21 protein-coding genes and 1 pseudogene are annotated in these 22,635 nt (G+C 74.1%); 17 read left to right on the top strand and 5 right to left on the bottom strand.

The features are described 5' to 3' along the window. Positions 1-27: 27 nt before the first annotated feature. The 9 genes from infB to NFX44_RS31720 all read left to right on the top strand — a co-directional run bounded on the left by infB (position 28) and on the right by NFX44_RS31720 (position 9,185). Complete coding sequence (infB, locus tag NFX44_RS31760) at positions 28-3,033, top strand: translation initiation factor IF-2 (protein WP_262287289.1); 3,006 nt, start codon at positions 28-30, stop codon at positions 3,031-3,033. Between the two features lie 78 nt (positions 3,034-3,111). Further along, entirely contained in the window at positions 3,112-4,179 is a 1,068-nt protein-coding gene (locus tag NFX44_RS31755; RefSeq protein WP_262287288.1) for a TRM11 family methyltransferase, read from the top strand. Positions 4,180-4,254: 75 nt separating this feature from the next. Next, complete coding sequence (locus NFX44_RS31750; RefSeq protein WP_262287287.1) at positions 4,255-4,548, top strand: DUF503 domain-containing protein; 294 nt, start codon at positions 4,255-4,257, stop codon at positions 4,546-4,548. Positions 4,549-4,740: 192 nt separating this feature from the next. After that, positions 4,741-5,238 (top strand): 30S ribosome-binding factor RbfA, encoded by a 498-nt coding sequence (rbfA, locus tag NFX44_RS31745; protein WP_262287286.1) that lies wholly within the window; start codon positions 4,741-4,743, stop codon positions 5,236-5,238. Further along, positions 5,235-6,275 carry a bifunctional oligoribonuclease/PAP phosphatase NrnA gene (locus NFX44_RS31740; protein WP_262287285.1) on the top strand — a complete coding sequence of 347 codons (1,041 nt, stop codon included), beginning with the start codon at positions 5,235-5,237 and terminating at the stop codon, positions 6,273-6,275. Before rbfA ends, NFX44_RS31740 begins: the two co-directional genes overlap by 4 nt. 84 nt (positions 6,276-6,359) lie before the next feature. Then, positions 6,360-6,770, top strand: a complete 411-nt coding sequence (locus tag NFX44_RS31735; RefSeq protein WP_262287284.1) for a hypothetical protein — start codon at positions 6,360-6,362, stop codon at positions 6,768-6,770. Then, positions 6,770-6,979, top strand: a complete 210-nt coding sequence (locus tag NFX44_RS31730; RefSeq protein WP_262287322.1) for a DUF6186 family protein — start codon at positions 6,770-6,772, stop codon at positions 6,977-6,979. Before NFX44_RS31735 ends, NFX44_RS31730 begins: the two co-directional genes overlap by 1 nt. A 443-nt stretch (positions 6,980-7,422) precedes the next feature. Then, entirely contained in the window at positions 7,423-7,731 is a 309-nt protein-coding gene (locus NFX44_RS31725) for a hypothetical protein (protein WP_262287283.1), read from the top strand. Positions 7,732-7,859: 128 nt separating this feature from the next. Continuing rightward, positions 7,860-9,185: an MATE family efflux transporter gene (locus NFX44_RS31720; RefSeq protein WP_262287282.1), complete on the top strand. Its 1,326-nt coding sequence runs from the start codon at positions 7,860-7,862 to the stop codon at positions 9,183-9,185. 60 nt (positions 9,186-9,245) lie between these two features. Here the strand turns inward: NFX44_RS31720 and NFX44_RS31715 are convergent, their stop codons facing one another. The 5 genes from NFX44_RS31715 to NFX44_RS31695 all read right to left on the bottom strand — a co-directional run bounded on the left by NFX44_RS31715 (position 9,246) and on the right by NFX44_RS31695 (position 13,793). Then, positions 9,246-10,262 (bottom strand): hypothetical protein, encoded by a 1,017-nt coding sequence (locus tag NFX44_RS31715; protein WP_262287281.1) that lies wholly within the window; start codon positions 10,260-10,262, stop codon positions 9,246-9,248. A 78-nt stretch (positions 10,263-10,340) separates the two neighbouring features. After that, entirely contained in the window at positions 10,341-11,282 is a 942-nt protein-coding gene (locus NFX44_RS31710; RefSeq protein WP_262287280.1) for a hypothetical protein, read from the bottom strand. A gap of 59 nt (positions 11,283-11,341) precedes the next feature. Then, positions 11,342-11,641: a hypothetical protein gene (locus NFX44_RS31705; RefSeq protein WP_262287279.1), complete on the bottom strand. Its 300-nt coding sequence runs from the start codon at positions 11,639-11,641 to the stop codon at positions 11,342-11,344. 88 nt (positions 11,642-11,729) lie between these two features. Beyond that, complete coding sequence (locus NFX44_RS31700; protein ID WP_262287278.1) at positions 11,730-12,728, bottom strand: hypothetical protein; 999 nt, start codon at positions 12,726-12,728, stop codon at positions 11,730-11,732. Between the two features lie 60 nt (positions 12,729-12,788). After that, positions 12,789-13,793: a hypothetical protein gene (locus NFX44_RS31695; protein ID WP_262287277.1), complete on the bottom strand. Its 1,005-nt coding sequence runs from the start codon at positions 13,791-13,793 to the stop codon at positions 12,789-12,791. Between the two features lie 113 nt (positions 13,794-13,906). On the opposite strand from NFX44_RS31695, the gene truB reads away from it, so the two are divergent. The 8 genes and pseudogenes from truB (at position 13,907) to NFX44_RS31655 (ending at position 22,575) form a co-directional block, all read left to right on the top strand. After that, positions 13,907-14,791 carry a tRNA pseudouridine(55) synthase TruB gene (truB, locus tag NFX44_RS31690; RefSeq protein ID WP_262287276.1) on the top strand — a complete coding sequence of 295 codons (885 nt, stop codon included), beginning with the start codon at positions 13,907-13,909 and terminating at the stop codon, positions 14,789-14,791. A gap of 28 nt (positions 14,792-14,819) precedes the next feature. Then, complete coding sequence (locus NFX44_RS31685; protein ID WP_262287275.1) at positions 14,820-15,746, top strand: bifunctional riboflavin kinase/FAD synthetase; 927 nt, start codon at positions 14,820-14,822, stop codon at positions 15,744-15,746. A gap of 193 nt (positions 15,747-15,939) precedes the next feature. Then, entirely contained in the window at positions 15,940-16,209 is a 270-nt protein-coding gene (gene rpsO, locus NFX44_RS31680) for a 30S ribosomal protein S15 (RefSeq protein ID WP_067302624.1), read from the top strand. A 223-nt stretch (positions 16,210-16,432) separates the two neighbouring features. Next, positions 16,433-18,655, top strand: a pseudogene (locus NFX44_RS31675) (polyribonucleotide nucleotidyltransferase); the annotation flags it as partial. Positions 18,656-18,755: 100 nt separating this feature from the next. Then, on the top strand, positions 18,756-20,105 hold the full coding sequence (locus tag NFX44_RS31670) for a pitrilysin family protein (protein ID WP_262287274.1): 1,350 nt from the start codon (positions 18,756-18,758) through the stop codon (positions 20,103-20,105). 59 nt (positions 20,106-20,164) lie between these two features. Beyond that, the gene (gene dapB / locus NFX44_RS31665) at positions 20,165-20,923 is read left to right on the top strand and encodes a 4-hydroxy-tetrahydrodipicolinate reductase (RefSeq protein ID WP_262287273.1); all 759 of its coding nucleotides are present in this window, start codon (positions 20,165-20,167) and stop codon (positions 20,921-20,923) included. 108 nt (positions 20,924-21,031) lie between these two features. Further along, complete coding sequence (locus NFX44_RS31660; protein WP_262287272.1) at positions 21,032-21,967, top strand: helix-turn-helix domain-containing protein; 936 nt, start codon at positions 21,032-21,034, stop codon at positions 21,965-21,967. A gap of 131 nt (positions 21,968-22,098) precedes the next feature. Next, complete coding sequence (locus NFX44_RS31655; RefSeq protein WP_262287271.1) at positions 22,099-22,575, top strand: GNAT family N-acetyltransferase; 477 nt, start codon at positions 22,099-22,101, stop codon at positions 22,573-22,575. Positions 22,576-22,635: the final 60 nt, after the last annotated feature.

Genomic DNA, 22,635 nt, shown 5'->3' with positions numbered 1-22,635 from the left:
CCGCACGACCTCGGAGTGAGGAGTGCAGTGGCAGGAAAGGCCCGCGTACACGAGCTCGCCAAGGAGCTCGGGGTCGAGAGTAAGACCGTTCTCGCCAAGCTCAAGGAGATGGGCGAGTTCGTCAAGTCCGCGTCCAGCACCGTCGAGGCGCCCGTCGCCCGACGGCTGCGTGGCGCATTCGTCGCGTCCGCCGGTGGTTCCTCGGCGCCGGCCGCCCCGGCGGCGGCCGCCCCGAGCCCGGCAACGACCCCGACGCCGTCCCCGACCCCGGGCGCCCCCCGGGTCTCGGCCAAGCCGATGCCGCCGCGGCGGCCGGCCGCGCCGACCCCTGGACCGAAGCCCAAGGGCCCGGTCCCCGGCCCGCCGCAGCCGGCGACCCCGGTCGCCAAGCCGGCGAGCGCGCACGACATCGAGGTGGCGGCCGCCGAGGCGCGCGCCGCCGCCCTCAAGGCTGAGCAGGAGGCCGCGGTCAAGGCCGCGCAGGCCGCCCGCCAGCAGCAGCGGGAGAACGTCCGCCGCGAGCCCCCGACCGAGGGTGGTCCCCGTCCGGGGCCGCGTCCGGGTCCGAACGCGGCGCCGCCGCGTCCGGGTGGCCCGGCCGCCGGCCGTCCCGGTGGCCCGACCCCGGGTCCGGGTGCCCGGCCGGGCGGTCGTCCGCCGGCGCGCGGCGCCGGCAACAACCCGTTCGGCATCCAGGGTGGCCAGCAGCAGCGGCCCCCGGCCGCCGGTGCCGGCGGTCCGCGGCCGAGCCCGGCGGGCATGCCGCCGCGGCCCAGCCCGGCCTCCATGCCGCCCCGGCCCAGCCCGGCCTCCATGCCGAGCCAGCGGCCGACCACGGGTCGCCCCGGCGGTCCCGGTGGCGGTCGTGGCGGTCCCGGCGGCGGCGCGGGTCGTCCCGGTGGTGGCGGCGGAGGCTTCCGCGGCGGTCCCGGTGGCGGTGGCGGCGGCGGTGGTTACCGCGGCGGTCCCGGTGCCGGTGGCGGCGGCGGTGGTTACCGCGGCGGTCCCGGTGGCGGCGGTGGCGCTCCCGGTGGCGGTTTCCGCCCGGGTGCCCCGGCCGGCGGCGGTGGCCGTCCGGGTGGTGGCGGTCGTGGCCGTGGCGGTGGCGCCGCGGGTGCCTTCGGGCGTCCCGGTGGCCGGCCGACCCGTGGCCGCAAGTCGAAGAAGCAGCGCAGACAGGAGTTCGACAACCTGTCGGCCCCGACCATGTCCTCGGGTGCTCCCCGGGGTCAGGGTCAGGTCGTCCGGTTGTCCCGTGGCGCCTCGCTGTCGGACTTCGCCGACAAGATCAACGCCAACCCGGGTTCGCTGGTCCAGGAGATGTTCAACCTGGGCGAGATGGTGACGGCGACCCAGTCCTGCTCCGACGACACCCTGCTGCTGCTGGGTGAGCACCTCGGCTTCGACGTGCAGATCGTCAGCCCCGAGGACGAGGACCGTGAGCTGCTCGCGCAGTTCAACATCGACCTCGACGCCGAGGTGGCGGCGGAGCGCCTGGTCAGCCGTGCGCCGGTCGTGACCGTCATGGGTCACGTCGACCACGGTAAGACCAAGCTGCTCGACGCGATCCGCAAGGCGAACGTCGTGGCCGGCGAGGCGGGTGGCATCACCCAGCACATCGGCGCCTACCAGGTCCACGTCCCGCACGAGGGCGAGGACCGCGCGGTGACCTTCATCGACACCCCGGGTCACGAGGCGTTCACCGCCATGCGTGCCCGTGGTGCCCAGGTGACGGACATCGTGATCCTGGTGGTGGCGGCCGACGACGGCGTCATGCCGCAGACCATCGAGGCGCTCAACCACGCCAAGGCTGCGGACGTGCCGATCGTGGTCGCGGTCAACAAGGTCGACAAGCCCGAGGCGAACCCGGACAAGGTCCGCCAGCAGCTGACCGAGTACGGCCTGGTCGCCGAGGAGTACGGCGGCGAGACCATGTTCGTCAACGTGGCGGCCAAGCCCGGCATCGGCATCGAGGAGCTTCTCGAGGCCGTGCTGCTGACCGCCGACGCGTCGCTGGAGCTGACCGCTCCGATCGACGGGCCGGCGCAGGGTGTCGCCATCGAGGCGCACCTGGACAAGGGCCGTGGCGCGGTGGCGACCGTGCTGGTGCAGAAGGGCACCCTCCGGGCCGGCGACTCGATCGTCGCCGGTGGGGCGCACGGCCGGGTTCGGGCCATGCTGGACGAGAACGGCAAGCCGGTCGACGAGGCCGGGCCGGCGCGTCCGGTCATGGTGCTGGGTCTGACCACGGTGCCGGGTGCGGGTGACACCTTCCTGGCCGCCGAGGACGACCGGACCGTGCGGCAGATCGCCGAGCAGCGGCAGGCACGGCGGCGGGCGGCGTCCTTCGCCAACTCCCGCGGCCGGGCGACTCTCGAGACGCTCATGGAGCAGCTCAAGGAGGGCGAGAAGACCTCGCTCAACCTGGTGCTCAAGGGCGACGTCTCCGGTTCCGTGGAGGCCCTCGAGGACGCGCTGTTCAACCTCGACATCCCGGAGGAGGTCCAGCTTCGGATCATCCACCGGGGCGTGGGTGCGATCACCGAGAGCGACGTCATGCTCGCGAGCGCCTCGTCCGAGGCGGTCACGATCATCGGCTTCAACGTGCGGGCCGCCAACAAGGTCCGCGAGATCGCCGACCGCGAGGGCGTGGAGATCCGGTACTACACGGTCATCTACCAGGCCATCGAGGAGATCGACGCCGCGCTCAAGGGTCTGCTCAAGCCGGAGTACGAGGAGGTCGAGCTGGGCACCGCGGAGATCCGCGACGTCTTCCGCTCGTCCAAGATCGGCAACATCTCCGGCTGTATCGTCCGGTCCGGCCTCATCCGCCGCAACGCCAAGGCGCGGCTGCTGCGGGACGGGGCGGTCGTGGCGGACAACCTCACGATCAGCTCCCTCAAGCGGTTCAAGGACGACGCGACCGAGGTCCGCGAAGGCTTCGAGTGTGGTCTGACGCTGGGCGGTTTCAACAACGTCCAGGTCGGCGACATCATCGAGACCTTCGAGATGCGGGAGAAGCCGCGCGCCTGAGCGGTGTGAACGACGGAGACGGCCGGGGCCTGCGGGTCCCGGCCGTCGCCGTTTCCGCAGGCTGCGACAATCTCGGGCGTGCTCAGGTACGCGCTGCTCCTCGCCCCCTCCGCCAACCGCGTCTACGCGGACGCCGCCGGCCGGCTGGCCCGCGCGGAGCTGGCCGTGTTCGCCGGGTCGGGGGTCCTCGACGCGGCGCCGGCCGACGTCGCCGTGGAGCGGATCGGCGGGGTGGAGTACCTGACCTTCTCGGCTCCGGCGCCCGGCCTCGGCGCCCGGGACTTGGCCCACCTGGCCAACCTGTCGGCGGCGTACGCGCTGTTCGAGCGGGTGGGCGACGACCTCCTGCGGCCGGTGCCGCTGCACCCCCTGGCCCGGTACGACTCGGACCTCGTCACCATCCCCAAGTACGCCGGCAAGACCAACGAGCAGTTCACCCGGCTGCTGCTCAACGTCACCCTGCTCGCGTCGGCGTCGGCGCCCCGGATGCTGGACGGGCCGGTGGTGGTGCTCGACCCGCTCTGCGGGCGGGGCACCACCCTCAACCAGGCGCTCATGTACGGCTACGACGGCATCGGCGTGGAACACGACGGCAAGGACGTGGACGCCTACGCGGCGTTCCTGCGCACCTGGCTGCGCCGCAAGCGCCTCAAGCACACGGCCGAGACGGTGCCGGTGCGGCGGGACCGCCGGCTCGTGGGCCGGCGCTTCGAGGCGGTCGTCGCGCCGTCCCGGGACGCGCACCGGGCCCGGGCGACCCAGCGGGTCACCGTGCTGCACGCCGACACCACCCGGGCCCGCGAGGTGCTCCGCCCCCACTGCGCCGACGTGATCGTCACCGACGCCCCGTACGGGGTGGCGCACGGCAGCCGCACCGGGACCGGCCTGTCCCGCAGCCCGCTCGACCTGCTGACGGCCGCCGTGCCGGTCTGGCGGGAGCTGCTGCGCCCGGGCGGGGCGCTGGGGCTGTCCTGGAACACGCTCGTGGCCCCGCGGGCCGCGGCCGAGGCGGTGCTGGCCGACGCCGGCCTGCGGGTGCTGGACGGGCCCGGCTGGCGGGACCTCGCACACCGGGTCGACCAGGCGATCGAGCGGGACGTGCTGGTGGCGGTCGCCCCGGCGACCGCTTCCGCGCGGCTCGCCTGACGGCGCGCGGCGGCCGGGAGCCGCCGGCGGAAAGCGGGTGACCGGAGGAGTGCTCCTGCCGTACCGTTGCTGGCCGTGTATACCGGAACCGCGCAATTCGACCTGTTGCTCCCGGGGGACTCCCGCTCCCTGAAGGCCAAGCGGTCGTACGTCCGGCCGATCGTCGCGGCGCTGCGCCGGTTCGAGGTGTCCGCCGCCGAGGTGGGGGCGCTCGACCTGCACGGCCGTACCCGGATCGGGGTGGCCGTGGTGGCCGCCGAGCCGGCGCACGTCCGCGAGGTGCTCGACTCCTGCGAGCGGCTGGTGGCCGCCCGGCCGGAGGTCGAGCTGCTGTCGGTCCACCGCCGCCTGCACGGCGAGGAGGACTGACCTGCCGGTCGCCGGCCGGCGGCGGCCCCGCGCAGGGGCGGCGATCGCGCGGGTAATGTTCGGGATGTTGAGCGGTCGGACCGGCGGCGCCGCGCCGTCGTCCCCGGCCGACGGCTCCAGTTCGCGGCAGTGCCGTCAGGCGCGCCGAGCGGGAGCCGTCGTAGGAAGCAGGAAGCCCTGGAGGTGGGGGACATGACGGATCCGGCCAAGGTTCGCCGGCACGCGGAGCGCGTCCGTGAACTGGTCGCGTCGGTGGTGCGGAGCCAGATCAAGGACCCCCGGCTCGGCATGATCACCATCACCGACGCCCGGATCACTGCCGATCTGCGCGACGCCACGGTCTTCTACACGGTGCTCGGCGACGCGGCGGCACAGGCCAGCACCGCCGCCGCGCTGGAGAGCGCCAAGGGCATGCTGCGCAGCACCGTGGGCAAGGCGCTCGGGCTGCGCCACTCGCCGACCCTGACCTTCGTCCTCGACGACGTGCAGGACCAGGTCAAGCACATCGACGACCTGCTCGCGGCGGCCCGCAACGCCGACGCCGAGGTGCAGCGCCTGGCCGCCAAGGCCGAGTACGCGGGCGAGGCCCAGCCGTACCGGGTCGAGGACGAGGACGAGGATGCCGACACCGAGGACGCCGAGGTCGAGGCGACCGGGGACGAGGAGCCGCGCGGCGGCGACCGCCCGTGACCGGTCCCGCCGAGGGCGGCCCGCCGGCCGGCCCGACCGACACCGACTGGGCGGCCGCCGTCGCGGCGGTACGCGGGCTTCCCGCCACCGCCCGGGTGCTGCTCATCTGCCACGTCAACCCGGACGGCGACGCGCTGGGCAGCATGCTCGGGTTCGGGCTGGGCCTGCGCCGGCTCGGCGTACGGCAGCTCCAGGCGACGTTCCCCGGACCGCCGGAGGTGCCCGAGCCGTTCCGCTGGCTGCCCGGGTCCGAGCTGCTGGTCGCGCAGGACGACGCGTACCCGGATCCGGACCTGGTGATCTGCTTCGACGCGGCGAGCGAGTCGCGCCTGGGCGACCTGGTCGGCCGGCTGGACAAGGCGGGCGCGGCGCTGGTGCTGGACCACCACGCCTCGAACAGCGGGTTCGGCACCATCCAGCTGGTGGACCCGCACGCGGCGGCCACCTCGGTGGTCGCGCTCGGGCTGCTGGACCGGCTCGGGGTGGCGCTGGACGCGGAGATCGCGGCCGGCCTCTACGTGGCGCTGAGCACCGACACCGGCTCCTTCCGCTTCGAGGCCACCACGCCGGCCGTGCACGAGATGGCCGCCCGGCTGCTGGCCACCGGGATCCGGCCGGGGGAGATCTCGCGGCAGGTCTTCGACACCCGACCGTTCGGGGCCGTCCGCCTCTTCGGCGAGGTGATGGGCCGGGCCCGCCTGGAGCCGGCGGCCGCCGCCGGGCGCGGGCTGGTCTGGACCTACGCCACCCGCGCGGACCTGGCCCGGCACGACCAGCCGGCGTACGTGCTGGAGGCCCTGATCGACTCGGTGCGCTGCACCGCCGAGGCGGACGTGAGCTGCGTGGTCAAGCAGTCCGGCGAGGGCGAGTGGGCGGTCTCCCTGCGCAGCAAGGGCGCGGTGGACGTGAGCCGGGTCGCGATGGCGCTCGGGGGCGGCGGGCACCGGTTCGCCGCCGGATTCACCGCCCGGGGCACGGTCGACGAGGTGGTCGAGCGCATCCGGGTGGAGCTGCCCGGCGCGTTGCTGCCCTCCTGACCCACCCCGGGCGGCGGGCACCGGGAGACGACTCCCACGCGTGCCGGTCTTTCCGCGTTCCGTGACGCTGGGGACAATCGGGTGATGGATCACCCCCGTGAGCTCACCGTCGAGGCGCCCCGGGCCTGGGACCGCCCGGTCGTCTCCGTGCCGGTGCTGGTCTGCCTCTCCCTGGTCGGCGGGCAGTTGCCGTCCTTCTCCGCCGCGGCCAACCTCTACACCCTGGGCACCGGTGGGGCGTTGATCTGGGTCGGCCTGAGCAACCGGGTGCCGCCCCGGCGGCCGGCGCCGCGGCGGCTGCCGGCCGGCGCGCTCTGGTGGCTGCTGCCGGTCACCGTCTTCGGCGTCCTGGAGGGCGCGACCTTCGTGCTGTCGGTGGGGGACGAGTTCCCCACGTTCTCCCGGCTGGCCGACCCGATGCTGGAGGACCATCTGGTCCGCTCGGCGGCCTGGTTCGCCTGGCTGACCGCGTTCTGGGGGCTGGTCCGCCGATGATGCGCACCGTGGCGATCGGCGGTTTCCTGGCCGCGCTGCTGCTCTTCGCGGCCGTCGAGTGGGCCGCCCGGCGGGAGGGCTCGCGCATCCCGTCCCTGGCCGACGTCTGCGCCTTCGTGATGCGCTACGAGGTCGGGCCGGTGCCGGTCGGTCGGATCGGCCTGTTCGGGTTCTGGTGGTGGCTGGGCTGGCACTTTCTGGCCCGCTGACGCGCGCCGCCGGCCGGCATTCTCTGCTGTCCGCATTGCGGGAACAGTGGGCAACATGTGGAAAGTGAACGTTAATTTGGGTGAGGGCCGGTGCTTCGGCGCAGGTCACGGGGCGGTGGTGCCACACCCGGTGCCGCCTCCCTCCAGGGTCAGACCGACCCGGGCACACGCTGCCAGCGAGCCGTTCCGGTGATCCCGGACCGCACCGCCGGCGCTCAGCAGGCCGACGACTCCACGTCGCGGCGCGGCGGGGGTCGCGCCGGGTGGGACCGTCGGCGCCCATGAGGGCCGCCGGGCTCGGTGGTCCGCACCCGGGAAGGGAACTCCCATGGCGACCAAGCGCAAGCCGCAGACCGAGAACACGACCGACGAGGCGCGCGAGCAGATGCGCCGCGCACTGCAGACCTCGATGGACACCCGTCAGTGACGGTGGCCGCCCGGCGGTGACGCCGTATCCACGACGTCACCGCCGCTCCGGTCGTCCCTGCCCCCCCGTACGGCGCCGCCGTCGCCCAAAGCGCCGGATCCTCATCGTCGGCAGCGCGGGCGCCGGCAAGTGCACGCTCGCCCGCCGGCTCGACCTGCCGCTGATCCACCTCGACCGGCACCACCGGCGGCCCGGCTGGATGCCCGCCGGGCAGGCCGACCGCCCGTCCGACGTCGCCGCGCTCACCGCCGGCCCGGCCGGACGGACGGCAACCACGCCGGCACCCTCGATCTCCGCCTACCCCACCCCCACCCCACCGGGTTGATCATGAGGTTGGCGGCAGTTTCGGAGATCCACACCGCCGCTAACTTCATGATCGGCGGGAGGGACGCCAGCCGGTAAGCAGTGGGTAGGGTTGCGGGCCTTACGGGGCGCGTGCCAGGATCGGCGGCGATGAGTCAGACAGTCGTGCCCGCCGTCCCGTCCGCCACGGCCCGGCGGATCGCCGCGCTCGCCCTGCCGGCCCTCGTGGTGCTCGCGGCCGAGCCGCTCTACGTGCTGGTCGACACGGCCGTGGTCGGGCACCTGGGCCGCGTTCCGCTCGCCGCGCTCGCCATCGGCGGCACCGTGCTGACGCTGACCGCCTGGCTGGGCACCGTCGTGGCGTACGGCACCACGGGGCGCTCAGCCCGGCGGTTCGGCGCGGGGGACCGGGCCGCAGCGGTGGCCGAGGGCGTGCAGGCGTCCTGGCTCGCCCTGGGCGTCGGGGTGCTGGTGGCGCTCGCCATGCAGGTCGGCGGCGGGTGGTTGGCGCGTACCCTCGCCGGTGGCCCCGGCGACGTGGCCGACGCCGCCGCGACCTGGCTGCGGATCGCGGCGCTCGGCGCCCCCGGCCTGCTGCTGGCGGCGGCCGGCAACGGTTGGCTGCGCGGCATCCAGGACACCCGCCGGCCGCTGCTCTTCGTGCTCGGCCCGAACCTGCTCTCCGCGCTGCTCTGCCCGCTGCTGGTCTACCCGGCCGGGCTCGGCCTGGCCGGTTCGGCCGTGGCGAACGCGGTGGCGCAGACCATCTCCGGCGGCCTCTTCGCGGCGGCCCTGGTCCGCGAGCGGGTCCCGCTGCACCCCCGGCCCCGGCTGATCGGCCAGCAGCTGGCGCTCAGCCGGGACCTGCTCATCCGGGGCGTCGCCTTCCAGGCCAGCTTCCTGTCCGCGACCGCCGTGGCCGCACGGTTCGGGGCCGCCGCGGTCGGCGCGCACCAGATCGCCGTGCAGCTCTGGTTCTTCACCGCCCTGGTGCTGGACGCCCTGGCGATCGCCGCGCAGTCCCTGATCGGCGCGGCGCTCGGCTCCGGCGACGCCGTGGCGGCCCGCGCCCTCGCCCGGCGGATCGCCCTGCTCGGCGGGCTCTGCGGCGTGGCGTTCGCGGTGCTCATCGCCGCGGGCGCCGGCCTGGTGCCGTCGTGGTTCAGCTCCGATCCGCAGGTACGCGAGCAGGCCATGGTCGCCTGGCCCTGGTTCGTGGCGCTCCAGCCGATCGGCGGCGTGGTGTTCGCGCTGGACGGCGTGCTGATCGGCGCGGGGGACGTGCGCTACCTGCGCAACCTGACCATCGTGGCGGCGTTGGGCGGCTTCCTGCCGGCCATCTGGCTGGCCTACGGGCTCGACCTCGGGCTGGGCGGCATCTGGGCGGGGCTGACCCTGTTCGTGGTGCTCCGGCTGGTCGCCCTGCTGCTGCGGCTGCGTTCCGGCGGCTGGGCGGTGGTCGGCGCGGTCCGCTGACCGCCACCGCCCGCCTCCGGGTCATCGCGGCCCTGCCAAGGCGGCCCCGGGGCGACCGGCTCAGCAGGTGTCCGGGAGGTCCAGTGTCGCGGCGGGGTCGAAGACCGCGTCCGGGTCCGGGCCGTCCGGTCCGCCGAAGCCGCGCGTGCCCGGGCCGAGCAGTCCCTTGTCGAAGGCCGCGCAGTCGACGTTGGCGGTGTACGAGTTCGCGTCCTCGACCCACAGCCCCTCCGAGCCGCGCTTGACGTCGTCGGGATGCGGCATGCTCCAGACCACGGTGTCGTGCACGGCGACCAGCCCGCCGCCCGGCGACGTGCCGCTGGTCTGGAAGGCGTACGCCCAGACGAAGTTGGTGGTCACCGCCAGGATCCGGACGCCGTCGGCGTCCGTGGTGGCCCGGTAGCTGATCCGGCCCTTCACCCTGGGCTGCTCGGCGGTGAGCCGGGCGCCGGGCGCCAGCCGGGTGGCGTACGCGGCGAAGGTGTCGGACGCGAAGCTCGTGCGCAGGCCGGCGCGCGCGTCGGGGGCGAACTGCCGGATCAGCGGGTCCGGGTCGTCCGTGGTCATGAACCGGCGGTCCAGCCGCGCCGTCACCAGGACGGTCCGGACCTTCGCCAGCGCGGCCGCCACCTGCTTCTCGGTGAACGGGCCGGTCCGCTTCGCCGGCGGCAGGACGATCCCGGCCTGTCCCTGCGCGAACCCGGCGGCCGGGGTGCCGTCGAAGGGCCCGGACGGCCGGGCTGGTGCGGCGGACGTGGCGGCCGGTGCGGCGGACGTGGCGGCCGGCGGGCCGAACGTCGGGTACACCACCGGCCGCCCACCCGCGGACGGCATCGACACCAGGATGGCCCCGCCGACCACGCCGACGAAGGCGAGCGTCAGCAGCGCCGTCGCGCCGGTCAGCAGCCAGCCGGGGTGCCGGCTGCGCCAGCCCCGCAGCCCGCCACCGCGGCCCGGATCACCCGCGCCGGGTGACGACCAGCGCTGCCACTCCGGCGCCGCCGGCGGGCCGGGCCGGTGGCCGGGCCCGGAGGCGGGGTGGCGCGGTGGTGCGGAGTCCGGCCGATCCTCGGTCATCGCGGCCCCCGGTCAAGAGTGGGCGAGATGTCACCGAGTGTCCCACCTTGTCGGCCGACGCGGTAGCCCTCGGCTCCCTCAGCAGGGCTTGAACGAGCCCGGCCCGCCCATCCACGGGTAGACCGTGAGGAAGCCCTCCGCGAGGCGGGAGCACTCGACGTTGCTGGTGCTCGCCTGCGCCGACACCAGCCAGAGCCCGCGCTGCGCGGCGGGCAGCCCGTCCGACCGGGGGACGTGCCAGACGACCTCGTCGCGGATCGCCGCCAGACCAGCCTGGCCGGGCGTGGTGCGCGGCACGTCGAACGCGTACACCCAGACGTATGCGGTGGTGATCTCCAGCACCGGGACGCCGTTCTCGTTTCTGGTGGCCCGGTAGCGGATCGTCCCCCGGGCCCTGACCTCCTCGGCCTCGCCACGGGAGCCGATCCGGGTGGCGTAGTTCAGGAAGGCGTCGCCGTCGAAGTCGCGCGCCAGCTCCCTACCGGCGTCCGGCGCGAGGAGGGCCAGGAACGGCTCCGGGTCGCCGACGAGCATGGCCAGATCGAGGCGGGCCGCCGTCACGGCCTTGCGGACCTGGGTCAGGGCCGCGGCCACCTCCGCGGCGGTGAACGGTCCAGTGGCGGCGGCCCGGGGCAGCATGATCGCTTCCTCGCCGACAGCGAAGTCCGCCGCGGCGCTCCCGGCGAAGAGATCCCGCGGCTCGCCGACCCGGGTCAGCGGCACCGGAGACGGCGTGGGAGAGGCCGTCGGCTGGGCGGTGCCGGCCCGGATCCGGTCGACCGCGACGTGACCGAGTGCGGCCGTGGCGCCGAGGAGTGCCAGCGCGAGCAACGCGACGTAGGCGACGTGGCGCTTGCCGCGCTCCCGGGACCACACGAGCCGGATGCGCTCCCCGCGGGTGAGCGGCGTCGCCGCGTCCTCGCCGGTCATCCAGCTGGGCAGCTGGATGGCCTCACCGCGGGTGGCGACCTCGTACCGGTCCGGATCCGCCGGTGGGGTGGTCTCGTCTTCGGTGGTCATCGGGCATCCCGAGGCGTACGGAGAGGTGGCGGCTGAACGTCGCACCGGGACCGGCCGCGTCAGATCTCGTGGTTCGTGATCTTGTTGAACAGGTAGAGCGTGCCGACCACCAGCGCGGTGGCCACCACGGCCACCACCACGAAGGACACGATCGCGGACAGTGCGGGGTGGCGCTCGCTGAACCGGGTGCGGTCCCGCCACGCCCAGAGCCGGCGGCGTGCCGCGGCCAGCGGCGGCACGCCGTCGACGAAGTCCGAGAGGCGGCGGCCAACGGTGCGTCGCGGTGGCTCCGGGTTCCGCATCCACTCGGGCAGGTCGACCCGTGGACGGTGCTCGTGCGACGGCGGGGTGGTGCTCATCCGGGGCTCCTTGGCGGTGGGGGTGACGAGGGTGGCGGCAGTCTGCCGGCACGGGGTCGACGCCGCGACCCCGTGCCCGGGGGTCGACTCAGCAGGTGTCCGGGACGTCGAGGGTGCGGTCCGGGTCGAAGACGGCGTCCGGGTCCGGGTCCTCCGGGCCGCCGTAGGTGGGGCTGCCCACGTCGAGCAGTCCCTTGTCGAACGCGGCGCAGTCGATGTTGGAGCCGTACGAGTCGGCCTTCTCGATCCAGAGCCCGTTGGAGCCGCTCCGCACGTCGCCGGGGTGCGGCACGCTCCAGACCACGGTGTCGTGCACCACGACCACCCCGTCGCCGGGCAGCCCGCCGCTGGTCCGGAAGGCGTACGCCCAGACGAAGTTGCTGGTGATCTCCAGGATGCGGATGCCCTGGGCGTCCTTCGTGGCCCGGTAGCTGATCCGCCCCTTCACCCGCGGCTGGTCCGTGGTGATCCGCGCGCCGGGCGCCAGCCGGGTGGCGTAGGTGGCGAAGGCGTCGGAGGCGAAGTCCTCTCGCAGGTCGGCCCGCGCGTCGGGGGCGAACTGCCGCAGCAGCCGGTCCGGATCCTTGGAGGTGATGAACGTCCGGTCCAGCCGGCTGGTAACCAGTGCCTTGCGGACCTTGGTCAGCGCGCCGGCCACCTGCTTCTCCGTGAACGGCCCGGTCCGCTTCGCGGCGGGCAGGGCGATCCCGGCCGCCCCCTCGGGGAAGTCGGCGGCCGGCGTGCCGTCGAAGGCGCCGGCCGCCGGGGGTGGTGACGCCGACGAGACGGCCTGCTCGCCGACCGGCTGGCTGATCGTCGGGTACGCCGTCGGCGTCGTCGCCCAGCGCTTGACGCCCAGGTAGCCGCCCGTGGCGACCAGCCCGAAGAAGGCGAGCACCAGCAGCGCCGCCACGCCGCCGATCACCTTGCCCGAGTGGTGGCTCAGCCAGATGCGCCACCGGTCCGAGCGGGCCGGCTCGACCGCCACGTCCGGCTGGCGGAGCCAGTCCGGGACGGTCCCCAGCCCGTCGGCGGGCGGGTACGGCTGGTCGGGGCGGCGGGGCTCGGGGGTCGGGGGGTAGGTCATCGCGGTTCCCAGCGGTTCGTGGAGGTGGGGGATGGGCGGGGCGCAGCCGGACGTGCCGGGTCAGCAGGTGTCCGGGATGTCCAGCGAGCGGTCGGGGTCGTACAGGGAGTCGGCGTCCGGCGTGGGGGAGGCGACCGGCTTCCCGTCGCCACCCTTGCCCACGTCGAGAAGCCCCTTGTGGATGGCGGCGCAGTCGACGTTCGCGACATACGAGCGGATGTCCGTGACCCAGAGACCGTTGTCCCGGGACCGGACGTCGTCCGGGTGGGGCATCTCCCACACCAGGGTGTCGTGCACGACCACCACCTCGTCGCCGGGCACGACTCGCGGACCTTGAAAGGCGTACGCCCAGACGAAGTTGGTGGTGACCCGGAGCACCCGGATCCCCTGGTCGTCCCGGGTCGCCCGGTAGGTGACCCGGCCCTTCACCCGGGGCTGGTCGGGCAGCAGCCGGGCACCGGGCGCGAGCCGAGTGGCCAGGCTGACGAATTCCGCGTCGCTGAGTTCGTCGCGGACGTGCTGGCGGTCGGCCGGGGCGAACTGGCGCACCAGCCGCTCCCGGTCCTTCGCGGTCATGAAGGTGCGGTCGAGCCGGGCGGTCACCAGGGCGGTCCGGATCTTCGTGAGCGCGGCGGACACCTGCTTGGCGGTGAAGCCGCCGGTCGCCTTCGCCGCGGGCAGCGTGATCCCGGCCGCGCCCTCCGGGAAGGTGCTCGCGGGGGTGCCGTCGAAGGGGCCGGCGGCCGGGGGCGGTGACGCCGCGGTGGTCGCCTGGATGCCGGCGGGCGGGCTCACCGTCGGGTACGCGCGGGGCGGGTCGGCCGGGCGCTGGACATAGCGGTAGCCGGCCGCGCCGAGGTACGCCAGCAGCGCGAGCACCAGCACGGCGCCGACACCGAGGCGCAGGCCGCGGGCGTGCCGGCCGAACCAGATGCGCAGCCGGGCGGCCGGTCCGAGCCGGATCTCCCGCTCCAGTTGACGTACCCAGTCCGGGATCTCCTCGGGGCCGCCCCCGGAGGGGCGGTCGAGCCGCGGTGGCTCGGGGGTGAAGTCGTCGCTGCTCATCATGCTTCCCGGGCAGGAGGGGGGTGCAGGGGGCGCATGATCTTGACACCCGGCTCGATCGATGCGGTATCCCCCGCAGGGCCGATCACCGCCGTCTGGCAGGCTTGGCCGTCGTGAGCGCAGACGGTCTGATCGTGGTCGACAAGCCCGGCGGCATGACGTCCCACGACGTGGTCGCCCGGATCCGGCGGCTGGCCCGGACCCGGCGCGTGGGGCACGGCGGCACGCTGGACCCGATGGCGACCGGCGTGCTGGTCATCGGCGTGGGCCGGGCCACCCGCCTGCTCACCTACGTGATCGGCGCCGGCAAGAGCTACACCGCGACGATCCGGCTCGGCCAGGCGACGGTCACCGACGACGCGGAGGGCGACGTGATCGCCACCACCCCGGCCGGCACCGTGACCGACGAGGCGGTCCGCGCCGCGCTCGCCGCGCTCACCGGCGAGGTCGACCAGGTGCCCAGCGCGGTCAGCGCCATCAAGATCGACGGACAGCGGGCGTACAAGCGGGTGCGCGAGGGGGAGAGCGTCGAACTGCCGGCCCGCCGGGTGACCATCTCCCGGCTGGACGTGCTGGCGATCCGCCGGGCCGCCCCGGACGTGGTGGACGTCGACGTCGACGTCACCTGCTCCTCCGGGACGTACATCCGGGCCATCGCCCGGGACGCGGGCCTGGCGCTCGGGGTCGGCGGCCACCTCACCGCGCTGCGCCGCACCGCGGTCGGCGGGTTCACCCTGGCCGAGGCGGCCACCCTCGACGCGCTGGAGCAGCGCGCGCCGGACGTGGTGAACCTGCCGTTGGACGCGGCCGCCGGCCGGTTCTTCCCGCGCCGGGACGCCACGCCCGAGGAGGCCCGGGTGCTCTCCCACGGCGGGCCGCTGGACCCGGCGGGCATCGCGGGACCGTACGCGGTCTTCGGCCCGGACGGCGGGTTGATCGCTATCGTCAGCGAGCGGGACGGGCGGGCCCGCGCGGAGATCGTGCTGGCCCCCGCCTGACGGCGCGGGCGGACAGGGGAGGAGCGGCATGCAGCGGTGGCGGGGGTACGAGGCGGCGCCCGGCGGCTGGGGACGTTCGGTGGTCACCATCGGCGTCTTCGACGGCGTGCACAAGGGCCACCAGGCCACCATCGGCCACGCCGTGGCGCGCGCCCGCGAGCTGGGCGTCAAGTCGGTCGTGGTGACCTTCGATCCGCACCCGGCCGAGGTGGTGCGCCCCGGCTCGCACCCCGCCGTGCTCACCGAGCCGGCCCGCAAGGCCGAGTTGATCGAGGCGCTCGGCGTCGACGTGCTCTGCGTGGTGCCGTTCACCCCGGAGTTCTCCCGGCTGCCGGCCGAGGCGTTCGTGCACGACGTCCTGGTCGAGCACCTGCACGCCGCGCTCGTGGTGGTGGGCGACAACTTCCGGTTCGGGCACCGGGCGGCCGGGGACGTGGCGCTGCTGGAGCGGCTGGGCCGCACCTTCGGCTTCGGGGTGGAGGGCGCCCCGCTGGTCGCCGAGGCGGGCACGGTGTTCTCCTCCACGTACATCCGCTCCTGCGTCGACGCGGGCGACGTGGCCGCGGCGGCCGCCGCGCTGGGGCGTCCGCACCGGGTCGAGGGCGTGGTGGTCCGTGGTGACCAGCGCGGGCGTGAGCTGGGTTACCCGACGGCCAACCTGCTGACCCACCGGTACGCGGCCATCCCCGCCGACGGGGTGTATGCCGCCCGGCTGGTCCGCCGGGGCGGGGAGCCCCTCGCGGCGGCGGTCTCCATCGGCACCAACCCGACCTTCTCCGGCCGGGAGCGCCGGGTGGAGGCGTACGCGCTGGACTTCAGCGGCGACCTCTACGGCGAGCGGCTGGCCCTGGACTTCGTGGCGCACCTGCGGGAACAACGGAGGTATGACGCGATCGAGCCGTTGGTGGCCCAGATGGCCGAGGACGTGGAGCGGACCCGCCGGGCGGTCGGCTGAGCGCGCCGACCGGCCGCTTCGCGGCCCTTCACCGGGCGGTTCCCGCTCGGGCTGGTAGGCTGGCGGGGACGTCGGCTGACCGACGTGGGGCCTCGCGTGCCTGCACGACGCCGCGGGTGCGAGGAACCGGTCCGTTTCCCGGTCACTCCGACCGATCCGGACCTCATCTACCGTTCCACGAAACAGGGAGAACATGGCGCTCGACCAGGAAGCCAAGGCCAAGATCCGCTCGGAGTACGCGACCGCCGAGGGCGACACCGGTTCGCCGGAGGTGCAGGTCGCGGTCCTCACCAAGCGGATCGCCGAGCTCACCGAGCACCTGAAGGTGCACAAGCACGACCACCACAGCCGCCGCGGGCTGCTGCTGCTGGTCGGCCGTCGCCGCCGGCTGCTCAACTACGTCCAGAAGAAGGACATCAACCGCTACCGGTCGCTCATCGAGCGGCTCGGCCTGCGCCGATGACGTGACGGGGGAGTGGCCACGCGGCCGCTCCCCCGTTCCGGTACCACCAGAAGAACCCGGCCACGCGACCGACCGAGAGGGAACCGGTCAGCGCACCGGTCTCCGGTAGTGGCCCCCGGGCACCCCGGCATCATGCCGGCCACCCGGGCGCTTCGATCGAAGACCGGCCGCCTGAGCAGTTCCCCGTGTCGTGGGCCGACGACGCGAAGGAGCACCACAGCACATGACCGAGACCAACCTCGGCACCGAATCCCGCACCGCCGTGATCGACAACGGGTCCTTCGGCACCCGCGAGATCACCTTCTCCACCGGCCGGCTGGCCCGTCAGGCCGCCGGCTCCGTCATCGCCCAGCTCGGCGAGACGGTCGTCCTCTCCGCCACCACCGCCGGCAAGCAGCCCCGGGAGCAGTTCGACTTCTTTCCGCTGACCGTCGACGTCGAGGAGCGGATGTACGCCGCGGGCCGGATCCCCGGCTCGTTCTTCCGCCGCGAGGGCCGGCCCAGTGAGGACGCCATCCTCACCTGCCGGCTGATCGACCGGCCGCTGCGCCCGTCGTTCGTCAAGGGCCTGCGCAACGAGGTCCAGGTCGTCGAGACCGTGCTGGCCCTCGACCCGCAGCACCCGTACGACGTGGTGGCGATCAACGCCGCCTCGATGTCGACCAAGCTCTCCGGACTGCCGTTCTCCGGCCCGATCGGCGCGACCCGGGTCGCGCACGTCGACGGCCAGTGGGTCGCCTTCCCGACCCTGGAGGAGCTGGCCCGGGCCACCTTCGACATGGTCGTGGCCGGCCGGGCGCTGGCCGACGGCGACGTCGCGATCATGATGGTCGAGGCCGAGGCGACGCCGCACGCCGTGGCCCTGATCGCGGGCGGCGCCACCGCCCCGACCGAGGAGATCGTGGCCAGCGGCCTGGAGGCCGCCAAGCCGGCGATCCGCGAGCTGTGCCGCGCGCAGAGCGAGCTGGCCGAGGTGGCCGCCAAGCCGGTCGCCGAGTTCCCGGTGTTCCTGGACTACCAGGACGACGTCTATCAGGCGGTGGCCGACCTGGCCCGCGCCGAGGTCGCCGAGGCCCTCAAGATCGCCGGCAAGGCGGACCGCGAGGAGGCCCTGGACCGGGTCAAGGCCAAGGTCGCCGAGGAGCTCGGCAGCCGGTTCGAGGGCCGCGAGAAGGAGCTCTCCGCCGCCTTCCGGTCGCTGACCAAGTCCGAGGTCCGCAACCGGGTGCTGCGCGAGCAGGTCCGCATCGACGGCCGCGGCCCGCGGGACATCCGCCCGCTGACCGCCGAGGTCGGCGTGCTGCCGCGGGTGCACGGCTCGGCGCTGTTCGAGCGGGGCGAGACCCAGATCCTGGGCGTCACCACGCTGAACATGCTGCGCATGGAGCAGATGGTGGACACGCTGTCCCCGGAGAACCGCAAGCGCTACATGCACAACTACAACTTCCCGCCGTACTCGACCGGTGAGACCGGCCGGGTCGGCTCGCCGAAGCGGCGCGAGATCGGCCACGGCGCGCTGGCCGAGCGGGCGCTGATCCCGGTGCTGCCGTCGCGCGAGGAGTTCCCGTACGCCATCCGGCAGGTCTCCGAGGCGCTCGGCTCCAACGGCTCCACCTCGATGGGCTCGGTCTGCGCCTCGACGCTGGGCCTGCTCTCGGCCGGTGTGCCGCTGAAGGCGCCGGTCGCCGGCATCGCCATGGGCCTCATCTCCGACGAGGTGGACGGCAAGACCCAGTACGTGACGCTGACCGACATCCTCGGCGCCGAGGACGCGTTCGGCGACATGGACTTCAAGGTCGCCGGCACGCCGGAATTCGTCACCGCGCTGCAGCTCGACACCAAGCTCGACGGCATCCCGTCGGACGTGCTGGCCGCCGCGCTGCAGCAGGCGAACGAGGCCCGGCAGACCATCCTCGACGTGATGAAGCGGGCCATCGAGGCGCCGGCCGAGATGTCGGAGTACGCGCCGCGGGTCACCACGGTGAAGATCCCGGTCGACAAGATCGGCATGGTGATCGGCCCGAAGGGCCAGACCATCAACGCCATCCAGGACGAGACCGGCGCCGAGATCTCCATCGAGGACGACGGCACCATCTACGTCGGCGCGACCAACGGCCCGTCCGCCCAGGCCGCGGTGGACCGGATCAACGGCATCGCCAACCCGACCCTGCCGAAGGTGGGCGAGCGGTTCCTGGGCACCGTGGTGAAGACCGCAGCGTTCGGCGCCTTCATCTCGCTGCTCCCGGGCCGCGACGGCCTGCTGCACATCTCCAAGGTGGGCGACGGCAAGCGGGTCGAGAAGGTCGAGGACTTCCTCAACGTCGGCGACCGGGTCGAGGTGGAGATCGCGGACATCGACGCCCGCGGGAAGATCTACCTGGACAAGATCCGTCCGGAGGGTGCCGAGGCGCCGGCCGAGGCCGAGGGCGGCGAGCGTCCGGCCGGCCCCGTTCGTCACCACCGCACCACCCACCCCTCGTCGAACTGAGAGCAGGTTCCTCGTGAGTCGGACCCGGCGTTCGTCCTCCCCGGCGGCTCGACGGGGGGTGACGTCGTCCGAGGTCGCGCGCCCCGCTGGCGGAGCCGCCCGGGCGATCACCCGCACCCTCAGCGACGACCCGCTGGGCGGCACCGTCCGCCGTACCGTGCTCCCCAGCGGCCTGCGCGTGCTCACCGAGGCGATCCCGGCGATGCGCAGCGTCTCGTTCGGCATCTGGGTGGCGGTGGGCTCCCGCGACGAGACCGGGCCGCAGGCCGGCGCCGCACACTTCCTGGAGCACCTGCTCTTCAAGGGCACCAACAAGCGCAGCGCGCTGGAGATCTCCTCGGAGATCGAGGCGGTGGGCGGCGAGACCAACGCCTTCACCACGAAGGAATACACCTGCTACTACGCCCGCGTGCTGGACGAGGACCTGCCGCTGGCCATCGACGTCATGTGCGACCTGGTCGCCGACTCGGTGCTGGCTGCCCCCGACGTGGAGACCGAACGCGGGGTGATCCTCGAAGAGATCGCCATGCACGACGACGAGCCCGGCGACGAGGTGCACGACCTGTTCGCCCGCGCGGTCTACGGCGACCACCCCCTCGGCCGGCTCATCTCCGGCACGGAGGAGACGGTCACGCCGATGACCCGGCGGCAGATCCAGAGCTTCTACCGCCGCCGCTACACGGCGCCGCAGATCGTCATCGCCGCCGCCGGCAACCTCGATCACGCCGCCGTGGTCAAGCTGGTCCGGCAGGCGCTGCGCGGCACTCCGCTGGACACCGACCCGGCCGCACCGGCCGCGCACCGGCCGGCCACCCCGGCGGTACGCACCAGGCCGGCCGCGAACCTGGTCGAGCCGAAGGAGACCGAGCAGGCGCACGTCATCCTCGGCTGCCCCGGCATCGACCGCACCGACGAGCGGCGCTTCGCCCTCGGGGTGCTCAACAACGTGCTCGGCGGCGGCATGTCCAGCCGGCTGTTCCAGGAGATCCGCGAGCAGCGCGGCCTGGCCTACTCGGTCTACTCCTACGCCAGCCAGTACGCCGACAGCGGCCTGTTCGCCGTCTACGCCGGCTGCGCGCCGGGAAAGGTGGACGAGGTGCTGGACCTGACCCGCGCCGAGCTCCAGCGGGTGGCCGCCACCGGGATCACCGAGGGCGAGCTGGCCCGGGGCAAGGGGATGAGCAAGGGTTCCTTCGTCCTCGGCCTGGAGGACACCGGCTCCCGGATGAGCCGGCTGGCCAAGGGCGAGCTGCTCTACGGCAACCTCATGCCGGTCGACGAGCTGCTGGCCCGGGTCGACGCGGTGACGCTGGACGACGTGAACGGCCTCGCCGCCGACCTGCTCGCGCGGCCGATGTCCCTCGCCGTGGTGGGCCCGTTCGACGAGTCCGCCTTCGCCGCGCGCTGACCGTCCCGCTTGCCGGTCCGTCGGGGTGGCCGCGTCCCGATTGGGATAGGTTGTGCCCCGTGACTGACGAGCAGGAGAAGACCCGGGTCCGGGTCGGCGTGCTGGGCGCCCACGGCCGGATGGGCATGGAGGTCTGCAAGGCCGTCGACGCGGCCGGCGACCTCGACCTGGTGGCCACCGTCGACCAGGGCGACGACCTCTCCGCCGCCTCCGGCGCCGACGTGGTCGTCGACTTCACCACCCCGGACGTCGTCATGGACAACCTGCGCTGGTGCGTCGACCAGGGCATCCACGCGGTCGTCGGCACCACCGGCTTCACCGGGCAGCGTCTCGACCAGGTGCGCGGCTGGCTGGCCGGCAAGCCCGGCGTCGGCGTGGTGATCGCCCCCAACTTCGGCATCGGCGCGGTGCTCATGATGCAGTTCGCGGCCCGCGCCGCCCGGCACTTCGAGTCGGTCGAGATCATCGAGCAGCACCACCCCCGCAAGCTCGACGCGCCCAGCGGCACCGCCACCCACACGGCCCGGCTCGTCGCGCAGGCCCGCGCCGAGGCCGGTCTCGGCCCCACCCCCGACGCCACCAGGGACGAGGTGCCCGGCGCCCGCGGCGCCGACATCGACGGGGTACGCGTCCACGCCGTCCGCGCCACCGGTCTGGTCGCCCACCAGGAGGTCCTCTTCGGCACCACCGGCGAGACGCTGACCATCCGGCACGACTCGTACGACCGGGCCTCGTTCATGCCCGGCGTGCTGCTGGCGGTGCGTGAGGTGCGCCGCCGGCCGGGCCTCACCGTGGGCCTGGACGCCCTGCTCGACTGACTTCCCCGCACCCGCGCCCGGCCGTACCCCGGACGGCGGCTGCCCGCGGGGCGCGGGTGCGCAACGGCGATCAAGCGGCACCGCCCCGGCCGGGTGCACGCTGTGCACATGACCCAGACGGACGGACTCACCGGCCTCCTCGACTGGCTCCAGGAAGCCCTGGACGACCCGGAGACCGGGCCGGCGGAGCTGGCCGCGCGGGCCCACCTGTCCCGGTTCCACTTCGACCGGCTGGTCGCCGCGGCCACCGGGGAACCGCCGGGCGCGCTGCGCCGCCGCCTGCTCCTGGAGCGCGCCGCGCACCGGCTCATCACCAGCGACCGGACCGTCCTCGACATCGCCGTCGAGGCCGGGTACGGCTCGCACGAGGCGTTCACCCGCGCCTTCCAGCGGTCGTACGGCACCGCACCCACCCTGCTCCGGCGCCGCCCGCCGCTGACCTTCCGCGAGCTGGAGCTGCCCTGCCCCAGCGGCGTCCACTTCCAACCGCCCGGCGGCCTACGGCTGCCCGCGACACGTCAGGAGACTCCGATGAACGTCCTCCAGCACCTGGTCGACCACCACGTCCAGACCCTCACCGCGATCATCGAGCGCGCGGGCACCCTCGACGACGAGGTGCTCGACCGTCCCGTCACCGTGTCCGTGGAGACCATCGACGAGCAGCCGACGCTCCGCTCGCTGATCAACGCCATGGTCACCCAGGAGGAGCACTGGCTCTCGGCGCTGCGCGGCGGCGAGTGGCCCGACGAGAGCGACCGGTCGGTGTCCGGGCTGGCCGCCCGGCACGCGGTCGCCGGGCGCGACTGGCGGGCCTTCGTGGCCCGGACGCTCGACGCCGGCACCCTGGCGGACACCTTCGTCGACACCACCTGCACGCCGCCGACCACCCACAGCCTGGGCGGCACCATCGGCCACGTGATCACCTTCGCCGCCGTGCGCCGCACGCTGGCCATCGGCGCCCTGCACAGCGCCGGGATCACCGACCTCGGTGCCGGCGACCCCCGCCCCTACCTGGACGCCGCCGCGACCACGGCGGGCGGCTGACCTCCGCTCCCGCCGGCCCGGCCCGGCCCGGCTCGCCGAGGTGGCGGTGTCCCACACCGCCACCTCGGCGTACCGGCCGGCTCCGGCGAAAGCGATGGCCCGGTGGGCGGGCCGGACCTAGGCTGACCGTCATGATCGATTCCGGGCTGTGTGACCGCTCCGGCCGCCGGGTGACCCTGCGGCCGGTGGGCGACGACAACTGGCGGGCGGTGGCCGACGTCGCGCCCCGCGACGACCAGCGCGCGTTCGTGCCGGCGCTGGCGGCCCGCTACCTGGTGCTGACCATGCGCTCGGACGTCTGGACCTCGCTCGCCGTCTGTGCGGACGAGACGGTGGTCGGGCACGTCATGTGGGGTGTGGACGACGACGGCTCCCGCTGGATCGGCGGCATGGTCATCGACGCCGCCGAGCAGGACCGCGGCATCGGCCGCGCCGCCGTGAAGACCCTCACCGACTGGCTCAGCAAGGCCGGACAACCGATCCGCCTCAGCTACCGCCCCGACAACACCGCCGCCGCCACCCTCTACGGCTCCCTGGGCTTTCACCCGACCGGCGCCATGGACGACGACGAACTCATCGCCGAACTCACCCCACCCACCCCGCGCTGACCACCACCCCGTCCCGTCGATCATGAGGTTGGCGGCAATGGGCGAGATCAACTTCGCCGC

Origin of the sequence: Micromonospora sp. MA102, assembly GCF_025460765.1 — a bacterium.
Classification (GTDB): domain Bacteria; phylum Actinomycetota; class Actinomycetes; order Mycobacteriales; family Micromonosporaceae; genus Micromonospora; species Micromonospora halotolerans.
Note: the sequence above shows the minus strand (reverse complement) of the source record. Positions and strands in the feature narration are given on the sequence as shown.

Bases quoted from the DNA above. Each gene is read 5' to 3' on its own strand.
- rbfA (WP_262287286.1), top strand. From the start codon at position 4,741: ATGACGGATCCGGCCAAGGTTCGCCGGCACGCGGAGCGCGTCCGTGAA.
- NFX44_RS31735 (WP_262287284.1), top strand. From the start codon at position 6,360: ATGGATCACCCCCGTGAGCTCACCGTCGAGGCGCCCCGGGCCTGGGAC.
- NFX44_RS31730 (WP_262287322.1), top strand. From the start codon at position 6,770: ATGCGCACCGTGGCGATCGGCGGTTTCCTGGCCGCGCTGCTGCTCTTC.
- NFX44_RS31720 (WP_262287282.1), top strand. From the start codon at position 7,860: ATGAGTCAGACAGTCGTGCCCGCCGTCCCGTCCGCCACGGCCCGGCGG.
- NFX44_RS31715 (WP_262287281.1), bottom strand. From the start codon at position 10,262: ATGACCGAGGATCGGCCGGACTCCGCACCACCGCGCCACCCCGCCTCC.
- NFX44_RS31710 (WP_262287280.1), bottom strand. From the start codon at position 11,282: ATGACCACCGAAGACGAGACCACCCCACCGGCGGATCCGGACCGGTAC.
- NFX44_RS31705 (WP_262287279.1), bottom strand. From the start codon at position 11,641: ATGAGCACCACCCCGCCGTCGCACGAGCACCGTCCACGGGTCGACCTG.
- NFX44_RS31700 (WP_262287278.1), bottom strand. From the start codon at position 12,728: ATGACCTACCCCCCGACCCCCGAGCCCCGCCGCCCCGACCAGCCGTAC.
- NFX44_RS31695 (WP_262287277.1), bottom strand. From the start codon at position 13,793: ATGAGCAGCGACGACTTCACCCCCGAGCCACCGCGGCTCGACCGCCCC.
- NFX44_RS31685 (WP_262287275.1), top strand. From the start codon at position 14,820: ATGCAGCGGTGGCGGGGGTACGAGGCGGCGCCCGGCGGCTGGGGACGT.
- rpsO (WP_067302624.1), top strand. From the start codon at position 15,940: ATGGCGCTCGACCAGGAAGCCAAGGCCAAGATCCGCTCGGAGTACGCG.
- NFX44_RS31660 (WP_262287272.1), top strand. From the start codon at position 21,032: ATGACCCAGACGGACGGACTCACCGGCCTCCTCGACTGGCTCCAGGAA.
- NFX44_RS31655 (WP_262287271.1), top strand. From the start codon at position 22,099: ATGATCGATTCCGGGCTGTGTGACCGCTCCGGCCGCCGGGTGACCCTG.